The 10,424-nt window shown below is 67.5% G+C and carries 10 protein-coding genes; 2 read left to right on the top strand and 8 right to left on the bottom strand.

Annotated elements, in window-relative coordinates; translation table 11 throughout:
* The 8 genes from ACLFRM_RS07870 to ppa all read right to left on the bottom strand — a co-directional run.
* The coding region (locus ACLFRM_RS07870; protein WP_410755191.1) for a YbeD family protein at positions 1 to 299 on the bottom strand (299 nt) is incomplete at its 3' end.
* Entirely contained in the window at positions 296 to 1,168 is an 873-nt protein-coding gene (locus tag ACLFRM_RS07865; RefSeq protein WP_410755190.1) for an aminotransferase class IV, read from the bottom strand. The genes ACLFRM_RS07865 and ACLFRM_RS07870, both read right to left, overlap by 4 nt.
* Positions 1,168 to 2,340, bottom strand: coding sequence for a D-alanyl-D-alanine carboxypeptidase family protein (locus tag ACLFRM_RS07860; RefSeq protein WP_410755189.1), 1,173 nt, complete (start codon positions 2,338 to 2,340; stop codon positions 1,168 to 1,170). The genes ACLFRM_RS07865 and ACLFRM_RS07860 overlap by 1 nt, the downstream gene beginning before the upstream one ends.
* Positions 2,337 to 3,140, bottom strand: a complete 804-nt coding sequence (locus ACLFRM_RS07855; RefSeq protein WP_410755188.1) for a septal ring lytic transglycosylase RlpA family protein — start codon at positions 3,138 to 3,140, stop codon at positions 2,337 to 2,339. The genes ACLFRM_RS07860 and ACLFRM_RS07855 overlap by 4 nt, the downstream gene beginning before the upstream one ends.
* 4 nt (positions 3,141 to 3,144) lie before the next feature.
* Complete coding sequence (mltB, locus tag ACLFRM_RS07850) at positions 3,145 to 4,218, bottom strand: lytic murein transglycosylase B (protein ID WP_410755187.1); 1,074 nt, start codon at positions 4,216 to 4,218, stop codon at positions 3,145 to 3,147.
* Positions 4,218 to 5,357, bottom strand: coding sequence for a rod shape-determining protein RodA (gene rodA / locus ACLFRM_RS07845; protein WP_410755186.1), 1,140 nt, complete (start codon positions 5,355 to 5,357; stop codon positions 4,218 to 4,220). The genes mltB and rodA overlap by 1 nt, the downstream gene beginning before the upstream one ends.
* 3 nt (positions 5,358 to 5,360) lie before the next feature.
* On the bottom strand, positions 5,361 to 7,199 hold the full coding sequence (gene mrdA / locus ACLFRM_RS07840; protein ID WP_410755185.1) for a penicillin-binding protein 2: 1,839 nt from the start codon (positions 7,197 to 7,199) through the stop codon (positions 5,361 to 5,363).
* Positions 7,200 to 7,328: 129 nt separating this feature from the next.
* Entirely contained in the window at positions 7,329 to 7,859 is a 531-nt protein-coding gene (gene ppa, locus ACLFRM_RS07835) for an inorganic diphosphatase (RefSeq protein WP_410755184.1), read from the bottom strand.
* 157 nt (positions 7,860 to 8,016) lie between these two features.
* On the opposite strand from ppa, the gene ACLFRM_RS07830 reads away from it, so the two are divergent.
* On the top strand, positions 8,017 to 8,682 hold the full coding sequence (locus tag ACLFRM_RS07830; RefSeq protein WP_410755183.1) for an adenylate kinase: 666 nt from the start codon (positions 8,017 to 8,019) through the stop codon (positions 8,680 to 8,682).
* Between the two features lie 9 nt (positions 8,683 to 8,691).
* On the top strand, positions 8,692 to 10,424 hold a 1,733-nt coding region (locus ACLFRM_RS07825; RefSeq protein ID WP_410755182.1), incomplete at its 3' end, for an LPS-assembly protein LptD.

Here is a 10,424-nt window from a genome sequence, read left to right as displayed (position 1 = left end):
GCGGTGAAGGTGACGGTCAGGCCGACGAAGTTGCCCTTGCCGCTGGCCCGCTGCTTCCACGCCGAGTCCGGCAGGCCGGGCACGACGCTGTCGACGGCCTGCTTGATCTCTGCGATGAAGGCGTCGGTGGCCGGCCCCATGATCTTGACCGGGAATTCGCTGGGGAAGTCGATCAGGGTCTCGCGCTCGAGGGCCGCCTCGTCCTCGGCGGCGGTCGGCCTGGCATTGGGGTCGCAGGCGGTCAGCCGCCCGTCAAGCGGGCCGTCGCCGTTCCCGTTGCGGGAGGAATCGTCGGTCATCGGGAGCTCCGTTGCGGGTGTTTGAGTGCCTGGAAGTGGTGATCGAGTTGCCGGGTGACCGGGCCGGCGCGACCGGCCTCCGCGCCCGAGCCGACCGGCCGACCGTCGAGCTCGACCACCGGCCAGAGGTCCTTGGTCGAACTGGTGAGAAACACCTCGTCGGCCTCGCGCAGGGCGTTGACGGTGATGAACGACTCGTCGACCTCGATCAACTGCTTCTCGCGCACCAGGTCGAGCAGCAGACCGCGGGTGATGCCGGCGAGGATGCGCGGGCCGGTCGGCGCGGTCACCAGCCGCCCGCCGATGACGGCGAACAGGTTGGTCGCCGCCCCTTCCATCACCAGCCCGTCGCGCACCAGCACCGCTTCGTCGCAGCTCCGATCGAGGGCTTGCTGGCGCGCCATGGTGTTGGGCAGCAGGTTGATGCTCTTGATGTCGCAGCGCGCCCAGCGCAAGTCGGGCAGGGTGATCACCCGTGCCCCACCGGCAGTCGAGCCGATGGGCGAGACCGTGGCCATCACGCCCGGCGGCACCTCGACACCCGGCCAGGCGTGATCTCGGCGCGCCGGCGCACCGCGGGTGACCTGCAGATAGATGGCGGCATCGGGCGCATCGATCCCGGCCAGCAGCCGGTCGAAGACCGCCTGCCATTCGTCGCGACTCAATGGCTCGGCAATGCCGATCGCCTCGAGGCTGCGCGACAGGCGCGCCATGTGCTCGTCGAGGCCGAACAGCCGACCGGCGAAGGCGGGGATCACCTCGTAGACGCCGTCGCCGAACAGGTAACCGCGGTCGAACACCGAGACCCGTGCCGAGTCGGTGTCGCACCACTCGCCGTTGAGGTAGACCGGTCGCGGCTGAGCGGACATTACTCGTCCCACCAGAGCCAGAAACTGTCGGTGGCCTGCTTGACGAGCCCGCCCTCGGGGTTGTCCGCCAGCGCGACCACCGGCCGCTCGGCGATATCCTCCTCACCCAGACGGACCACCAGCGAGCCGACGGTGTCGCCCTCGGTCAGGGGCGCGATCAGCGCGTCATCGAGCCGCAGGCTGATCGACAGGTCGTCCCGCTGCTTCTTCGGCACCAGCACCGAGAGGTCCTGGCGCAACCCCACCGGGGTCTCGTCCATCTCGCCCTTGTAGACGCGCGGGCTGGCGAGCGTCTCCCCGCCTTCGCGCACGTCGACGATCTCGAAGTGCCTGAAGCCGTAGTTGAGCAGGGCCTCGGCCTGGTTGTTGCGCGCCTCGTCGCTGTCGGTGCCCAGCACCACGGCGATCAGGCGCATGCCGTCACGCGCACCGGAGGTGGCCAGGCAATACCCCGCCTCCTCGGTGTGCCCGGTCTTGCCACCGTCGACCCATTCGTTGCGGAACAGCAGCTTCTCGCGGTTGTACTGCTTGATGCCGCCGTAGGTATAGGACTTCTGACGGAAGTACTTGTAGAGGTCCGGGAACTCGTGGATCAGGCGCGAGAGCAGGGTCGCGATGTCGCGCGCGGACATCAGGTGCCCCTCGGCCGGCCAGCCGGTGGGGTTATCGAAATGCGTCTCCTTCAGCCCCATGCGCTCGGCGGTCGCGTTCATCTGCGCGACGAAGGATTCCTCGTTGCCGCCGATGTACTCGGCCAGCGCGGTGGCGGCATCGTTGCCCGACTGCACGATCATGCCCTGCAGCAGCTCCTCGATCGAGACCTGCTTGCCCACCTCGATGAACATGCGCGAGCCACCCATGCGCCAGGCCTTTTCGCTGACGGTGACCTGGTCGTCCATCGCGATATCGCCGCTCTTGATCGCCTCGAAGGCAAGGTAGGCGGTCATCAGCTTGGTGATGCTCGCCGGCGGGACGGGCCGGTCGGCATCGCGATCGACGATCACCTGTCCGGTGGCGTTGTCGAGCAGCACGTAGGAACGGGCCGACAGGTCCGGTGCGCCCGGCGTGGGTAACGCGGCATGGGTGCTCGTCGCCACCAGGGCAAGCAGGGTCGTCGCCAGCAGGCCGGCGAGCCAGCCGCCTCGCCATGTCGTGGACAAGGCCTTGATCATTTGTTCACCACCATCGTTGTTTCGTGAAATCCGAGTTCGCGCAGGCGCTCGCTCACAGCATCGAGATCGTCGGCCGAGGCGAGCGGTCCGACCCGTACCCGCGTGAGGCCACCGCTCCGCTGGCTCACCGTGGACAGCCCGGCATCCCGCAGGCGCGCATCGATCGCCTCGGCGCTGTCCGCATCTCGGAACGCGCCCACCTGAACGAAGACATTCTCGCCCCAGCGGGCATTGGGCATCGACCGGCCGGAACGGTTCCGCGACGAGGACGAATGCCGGGTGGCAGTACGCGTGTCGTCGGGTCCGACCACTTCGATTTCGACCGGCACGGTGCCCTTGCCGGTCATGTCGATCTTGTGCGCCGCGGCATAGGACAGATCGATGATCCGGCCGTCGACGAACGGGCCACGATCGTTGACCCGCACGACCACGCTCTTGCCGTTGTCGAGGTTGGTCACCCGGACATAGCTCGGCAGGCGCAGCGACTTGTGCGCCGCGGTCATCTTGTACATGTCGTACGGCTCGCCCGACGAGGTCGGCCGCCCGTGGAATTTCTTCCCGTACCAGGACGCCAGCCCTCGCTCGCGGAAACCCGTGTTGCTCGCCAGCACCGTGTAGCGCTTGCCCAGCACCGAGTAGCTGTCGGGGTTGCCGCGGGTCGCGTGGGGTTCGTCGCGGGGAACCGCGTCACGAGTGGCCGCCCGGTCGGGCGATGGCCCGCTGGCGCAACCGGCAAGCAACAGGACGCCGGCGAGAACCACGGCCGTCGCACCCGGGAAACGGCACCTCGTCACGGTCATGGCGTCAGCCGGCATTCGCCCCGTCGCCCGGCACCGATGCAGCCGCACCAGCGCCGTTTTCGGCGGCCTCGACAGGCTTTTCAACGGCATCCTCGATCGCCTCGGCCAGCTGCCAGACGGCGGTCGCGTAGAGGACGCTGTGATTGTACCGGGTGATGACATAGAAGTTGTTCAGTCCCACGTGGTAGGCGACGTCGTCGCCGTCGGTGAGCGTGAACAGCATCACCTCGAAGTCATCGGGCACCGGGGCGTCGTCGGGCACCGTGACGCCCCGGTCGCGCAGCTCGGCCAGGCTGGTCTTGGGCGCGAGATCGCGCTTTTCATTGAGCAGGTCGTCGACATCGGCGCCGTTGACATCCACCTCGAACATCACCGGCTCGCCCTGCCCCCAGCCGTGCTCGACGAAATAGTTGGCCACGCTGGCGAAGACGTCGTGGTGGCTGCCCCAGAGATCGCGGCGACCGTCGCCGTCGCCGTCCACCGCGTAATGCCGGTAGCTCGACGGGATGAACTGCGGCAACCCCATCGCTCCGGCGTAGCTGCCCTCGGCCTCGTCCATCGAGATGCCTTCCTCGCCCGCCAGACGAATGAAGTCGACCAGCTGGCCGCGGAAGAATTCCCCGCGGCGCGGATAATCGAAGCCCAGCGTCGCCAGCGCGTCGATGACGCGATATCCGCCGGTGATCCGACCGTAAAAGGTCTCCACGCCGATGATGGCGGTGATCACGTAGGGCGAGACACCGTAGGTGGCGGCCACCTCCTCGAGCAGATCCCGGTGTTCGTCGACGAACGCCGCGCCACGCTCGATACGCTTGTCGGTGAGAAAGATGGGGCGGTACTCGCCCCAGGTCTTGGATTCGGCCGGGCGGGTGATCGCGTCGATGATCTTCTGCTGGTACTCGGCATCGTCGAGCCAGGCCTCGATCTGTGTGCGATCGACCCCGGTCTCGCCGACGGCCTGGTCGACGAAGGCCTGCACCTCGTCACGCTCGAGGTAATCCCCGCCCTGCGCAACACCGGAAACGAGGAAGGCGGCCAGGATCGCCCCGCCCAGAGGGCCTGAAAAAGCGTGTTTCATTAACGATCGTGCCCCAGGAAACTGCGTTGCGTGCGGATGCTCATCAGCATACCCAAACCCACCATGATGGTCACCAGCGCGGTGCCGCCGTAGCTCATCAGCGGCAGCGGCGCGCCGACCACCGGCAGGAGGCCCAGCACCATGCCGGCATTGACCAGCACGTAGACCATGAAGGTCATCGAGATCGAGGCCGCCAGCAGCCGCCCCTCGACCGACTCGGCGTGTTCGGCGATCCAAAGCCCGCGCCAGATGACGGCAAGATACAGGAGGAACAGTACCAACAGCCCCATCAACCCGAACTCCTCGGCGTAGACCGCCAGGATGAAATCCGTGGTGCCCTCGGGCAGGAAGTCCAGATGCGACTGGGTGCCCTGCAGCCAGCCCTTGCCCCACACGCCACCCGAGCCGATCGCGATCATCGACTGGATGGTGTGGTAGCCGGCACCGAGCGGATCGCCGGTCGGGTCGAGCAGGGTCAGCACGCGCTCCTTCTGGTAGCCGTGCATGACGAAGAACCACATCACCGGCATGGCGGCGGCCGCCAGGGCCAGAAAGCCGCCGATGTACCACCACGACAGACCGGCGAAGAACAGCACGAACAGCCCCGAGGCCATGATCAGCAGGGACGAGCCCAGGTCCGGCTGGATGGCGATCAGCACGGTGGGAATGCCCACGGCGAGCACCGCGACCAGCACGTCGAGCGCGCGCGGGGGCAGGGGCCGGCGCGCGAGGAACCAGGCGATCATCATCGGCATGGCCACCTTCATCAACTCGGCCGGCTGGAATCGGATCACACCGAGATCGAGCCAGCGTTTGGCACCGCCGCCCATGTCACCCACCAGCCAGACCGCGACCAGCATCAGAATCACCGCGGCATAGAGCCACGGCGCGACGGCAAAGAACCAGCGTTGCGGGATCTGGGCGATCAGCAACATCAGGCCGAACCCCAACCCGAGGCGCACGATGCTGCGCTCGACCCAGGCGTCACTCTGCTCGGCCGCCGAATAGCCCGCCACCACGCCGATCATGGCGATCAGGGCAACGAAGAACAGCAAGACGGGGTCAAGCTTGAACACCGAGCGCAGCGTGGAAGCCAACCGGTCTCCCCAGCGCGTCGATTGCAGACGGTCAACGGCCATGCATCAGTCCCCGTACTCCGTGAATTCGGGCTGAACCTCGGCGTCCGGCTCGACGTCGAACCAGAAGTCCATCACCTGCCGGGCGATCGGTGCGGCGGTCCCGGAACCGCTGCCACCGTGCTCGACGAGCACGGCCACCGACAGCTCCGGGTCATCGTAGGGCGCGAACCCGACGAACAGCGCATGGTCGTGCAGGCGGCGCTCGAGCTCCTCGGCATCGTATTCATCGTCCTGGGCCACGGAAAACACCTGCGCGGTACCCGTCTTGCCGGCGATCGGGTATGGCGCCTCGATCTTGTGCGCGGTGCCGCGCTCATGGCCGACCACCGAGCGCATCGCCTCGCGGGCGCGCTCCCAGTAGGCGTCCTTCGAGAGGGTCATGCGCGGGCGCGGTTCACGCTCGCCGGCAACCAGCCAGGGCTGGTGACGTACGCCGGAGAGCGCCAGCGTCGAGGTCATGTCGGCCAGCTGCAGGATGGTCGAGAGCATGTACCCCTGGCCGATGCCGGCGATCACCGTCTCGCCCGGGAACCACACCTGCTGCTTGACCCGCTGCTTCCAGTCGCGCGAAGGCATCAGCCCGGCCCGTTCGCCGGGAAGATCGATGCCGGTCTCCTGGCCGATGCCGAAGCGGGTGAAGAACTCGTGCATCCGGTCGATGCCCATGCGGTAGGCCAGATCGTAGTAGTACACGTCGACCGAGCGGTACACGGACTCCTCGAAGTCCACCCAGCCATGGCCCCACTTGCGCCAGTCGCGGTAACGGTGATCGTTGCCCGGGATCTGGTAGTACGGCCCGGCGAAGAAGCGCTTGTCCGGATCGAGCAGCCCGTACTCCATGCCCGCCAACCCCATGACCGGCTTGATGGTCGACCCCGGCGGGTAGGTGGCGGTGGTCGCGCGGTTGTAGAGCGGACGGTCCGGGTCCTCGAGCAGCTCGCGGTAGGTCCGGTGGCTGATGCCGTCGACGAACTGGTTGGGATCGAACGACGGCCGGGAGGCCATGGCGCGGATCGCCCCGTCGCGCGGGTCCTGGGCCACCACCGCGCCGGCGTATTCGCCCAGGGCGGCGGCCGCCACGCCCTGCAGGCCGACGTCGATGGTCAGGGCGACGTCCTCCCCCGGCACCGGGCGCTGCGTCTCGAGGACCTTGACCTCCCGCCCGAGCGCATCGACCTCGACGACCCGGTAGCCCGGCTGGCCGTGCAGGCGATCCTCGTACTGGCGCTCGATGCCGGTCTTGCCGACGTACTGAGTGCCCTGGTAGGCATCCGGGTCCAGCCGCTTGACGTCCTCGGCGTTGATGCGCCCGACATAGCCCACCACGTGGGCCAGCAACTCGCGGTAGGGGTAGACCCGCTTGAGACTGGAGACGATCTCGGTGCCGGGCAGCCACGGCTTGAGACGGGCCAGCCGCGCCCGCTCGACCTCGTCGAGATCGGCCTTGACCAGCACGGGGTCGAATCGACGACCGACCCGGATGCGCTCCTCGAGCGCCTCGACGGCGCGCGCGCCCAGCCCCAGCACATCGGCCAGCATGGCCAGCTCGGTGCCCACGTCGCGACTGTGCTCGGGGGTGATCTGCACCTGGTAGGTGGCGACGTTGTCGGCCACCACTTCACCCTGGGCGTCGAAGATCCGCCCGCGTTCGGGCGGCACGACCACCACGCGGGTGCGATTCTTCTCCGCCTTGGCGAGATAGTGGTCGTGCTGGGCGATCTGCAGCCAGGCCGCGCGCCCCAGCAAGGTGAGGACGACGACGAGCGAGATCAGGGCCGCGAACAGGATGCGCAGGCGGAACACCCGCCTGGCCCGGCCATGGTCATGAAGACGATCTAGCATCGATTCGCTCGCGGCCCACCCTCGGGCACGTACCGACAGGGAAAACGACAGCGGCCGACGGGGATCAGCCCCCGCCGGCCGCGCCGGGTGGCGGTGTCGGACACGACCTGCGGCCCGACGCCCACCGGATCAGCCCCGCTCGTGGCGGGCGATCGAGTCCTCGATCTCCTTGCAGGCGGCCGCCTTGTCGGCAAAGCCCTTGCACTCGACCCACTTGCCCGGCTCGAGCGCCTTGTACTGCTCGAAGAAGTGCTGGATCTGCTCGAGCAGGAAGCCCGGCAGGTCGTCGACCTTCTGCACGTCGTGGTAATGCGGGGTGAGCTTGTCATGCGGCACGGCGATGATCTTGGCGTCGATGCCCGACTCGTCGGTCATCTCCAGCATGCCCAGCGGACGGGCGCGGATCACGGAGCCCGGCTGCAACGGCAGCGGCGCGACCAGCATCACGTCGACCGGGTCGCCGTCGTCCGAGAGCGTCTGCGGAATGAAGCCGTAGTTGGTCGGGTAGTACATGGAGGTGGCCATGAAGCGGTCGACCAGCAGCGCGCCGGAATCCTTGTCCAGCTCGTACTTGACCGGCACGCCCTGCACCGGGATTTCGATGACGACATTGATGTCTTCCGGCGGGTTCTTGCCGGCGGGAATCTTCGACAGGTCCATGGGATCGGCCTCGAATGGATTGCGGTTGAACTGAAGGAAAAGCGATCTCGCCGCAAGCCGCGGCGTTTTGGTTATGATACCGTTTTTCGCCGGCCAACCGGAGTCCCGGTCTCGAATCCGGTCGGCGAAATTCACGGCTACCAAGATCTGGAAAACCATGCGAATCGTACTTTTGGGCGCCCCCGGGTCGGGCAAGGGCACGCAGGCGGCACGCCTGGTGGAACATTACAAGGTCCCGCAGATCTCCACCGGCGACCTGCTGCGCGCCGCCGTGGCAGAGGGCACCGAGCTCGGCCTCAAGGCCAAGGCGGCGATGGACGAGGGCCAGCTGGTCAGCGACGACATCGTGCTGGGCATGATCCGCGAACGACTGACCCAGCCGGACACCCAGCGCGGCTTCATCCTCGACGGCTTCCCGCGCAACATCGCCCAGGCCGAGGCACTCGACGAAATGCTCGAGAATCTCGAGCGGCCGCTGGAACTCGGCATCCTCATCGACGTTCCGCTCGACAAGCTGATGAAGCGCCTGACCGGCCGGATGACCTGCAAGGAATGCGGCGCGGTCTTCAACCGCTACACCAACCCGCCGGATTCCGACCACCAGTGCGACCACTGCGAGCACGAACTGGTTCAGCGCAACGACGACAACGAGGACACGGTGCGTCGCCGCCTCGAGGTCTTCCAGGAACAGACCGCGCCGCTGGTCGAATACTACGAGCGCGACGGGCGGCTGGCCCGTGTCGACGGCGAACGGGAAATCGAGCAGATCGCGGCGGACTTCCGCGAGATCCTCGACCCGATCGCCCCGTCGTCCGAGAGCTGAGCCCCGCGCATGGAGTCAGGGACGACGCGCACGCCGTTGGCGATTGCCATCGCCGCCGCCCTCGGGGCCGGCGGACTGGCCGGGAGCCAATCGCTGCATTCGGCCGAGACGGCACGTTCGGGTGAATTCGCCCTCTGCCCGGCCTTCGGCCCGGAACGCCCCGCCTACCGGCCGCTGGCCGAGGGCGAGCCGGGCAAGGCCTCGGCGGACCGGGCCGAGTACGGCAGTGACGGCACCGTCACCCTGATCGGGGATGCCATCGTCGACGAGCCGGGACGGCGCGTGCGCGGAGAACGACTCGTCTACCGCCAGGAACCCGAGGCCAGCGTCTCCGCCGAGGGCGATCTCTGGCTGCAGACCGGCGACATGGCCGTGCAGGCCGAGCGCGGCGAGCTCAACCTCGACAGCGACGCCGGGCGGCTCGAACGCGCCAACTACTGGCTGGAAAGCCAGCATCTGTCCGGCACGGCCGAAACCATCGTCCAGGACGGCCGGCAGCACTACCGCCTCGGGCTGGGCACCTTCTCGACCTGCCCGGCCGAGAAGCGCGACTGGGAATTCCGGGCACGCGAGGTCGAACTGAACCGCGAAACAGGCCGGGGCACGGCCTGGCACACCACCCTGAGAGCCGGTGGCGTGCCGGTGTTCTACTCGCCGTATCTCAACTTTCCGATCGACGATCGCCGCCAGTCGGGCTTTCTCTACCCGACCCTCGGCAACAGCACCGAGGGCGGGTTCGAGTACGCCCAGCCGTACTACTGGAACATCGCCCCCAATCTCGACGCCACGCTCACCCCTACCCTGCTGACCAAGCGAGGCCTGGGTCTGGGCGGCCAGGTGCGCTGGCTTCACCGCTTCGGCGAACAGGACCTGGGTCGTGACCAGCTCGATTTCTTCTACCTGCCGGACGATCGCGTCGACGGCGGCTCGCGCTGGTCGCTGGGCCTGGACAGCCGCGGGCGGGTCAACCCGGATCTCGACTACCGGGTCGACATCAATCGCGTCTCGGACGACCGCCTCTTCCAGGACTTCTCCACCAGCCTGGAACAGTCGACCTCGAGCCACCTGCGCAGCGACGTGCAATTAAACGCCCGCCCCGGTGGTGGCTGGAATCTCGGCCTGCAGGCGCAGCGCTACCAGACGATCGACCCGGACCTGCGCGAATACCAGCACCCGTACCGGATCATGCCGCGACTGACCGCCAGCAACCGTTTCGGCCTGGGGCAGTGGGGCGAGCACGTCGCGCCCAACCTGAGCGTACGCGCTGACGTCACCCGGTTCGCCCACCCGTCGAGCGAACGCATCGCCGGCGACCGGGCGCATGCCGCCATCGGCATCAGCCAGACCTTCTCGGACACCTGGTACCGGCTGCGCCCCGAGGTGACACTCGATACCACCAGCTATCAGCTAGACGATGCCGACCCCGGCACGCGTGATGCCAATCGCCGGTTCGACACCAGCGCGACACGGACCGTACCCATCTCGAGCCTGGACGGCAGCCTGTTCTTCGAGCGCTCCTACGGCCAGACCGGTCGCTACCGCGCCCTGCTCGAGCCGCGGCTCTACTACCTGTACGTGCCGCACCGCGACCAGAGCGACATCCCGGTGTTCGACACGGGGCAAACGACACTCAGCTACAGCCAGCTGTTCCGCCCCAACCGCTACTCGGGCGGCGACCGGGTGGCCGACGAGAACGCCCTGAGCTACGGCCTGTCCTGGTCGCTGATCGACACGCAACAGGG

The sequence above is a fragment of the Guyparkeria sp. genome (genome assembly GCF_046540515.1).
Taxonomy (GTDB): Bacteria; Pseudomonadota; Gammaproteobacteria; order Halothiobacillales; family Halothiobacillaceae; genus Guyparkeria.
The sequence above is the reverse complement of the archived record's forward strand: the minus strand, read 5'-3'. Positions and strand labels throughout refer to the sequence as shown.

Coding starts and splice junctions, on each gene's coding strand:
- ACLFRM_RS07865 (WP_410755190.1), bottom strand. CDS start 1,168: ATGTCCGCTCAGCCGCGACCGGTCTACCTCAACGGCGAGTGGTGCGAC.
- ACLFRM_RS07860 (WP_410755189.1), bottom strand. CDS start 2,340: ATGATCAAGGCCTTGTCCACGACATGGCGAGGCGGCTGGCTCGCCGGC.
- ACLFRM_RS07855 (WP_410755188.1), bottom strand. CDS start 3,140: ATGACCGTGACGAGGTGCCGTTTCCCGGGTGCGACGGCCGTGGTTCTC.
- mltB (WP_410755187.1), bottom strand. CDS start 4,218: ATGAAACACGCTTTTTCAGGCCCTCTGGGCGGGGCGATCCTGGCCGCC.
- rodA (WP_410755186.1), bottom strand. CDS start 5,357: ATGGCCGTTGACCGTCTGCAATCGACGCGCTGGGGAGACCGGTTGGCT.
- mrdA (WP_410755185.1), bottom strand. CDS start 7,199: ATGCTAGATCGTCTTCATGACCATGGCCGGGCCAGGCGGGTGTTCCGC.
- ppa (WP_410755184.1), bottom strand. CDS start 7,859: ATGGACCTGTCGAAGATTCCCGCCGGCAAGAACCCGCCGGAAGACATC.
- ACLFRM_RS07830 (WP_410755183.1), top strand. CDS start 8,017: ATGCGAATCGTACTTTTGGGCGCCCCCGGGTCGGGCAAGGGCACGCAG.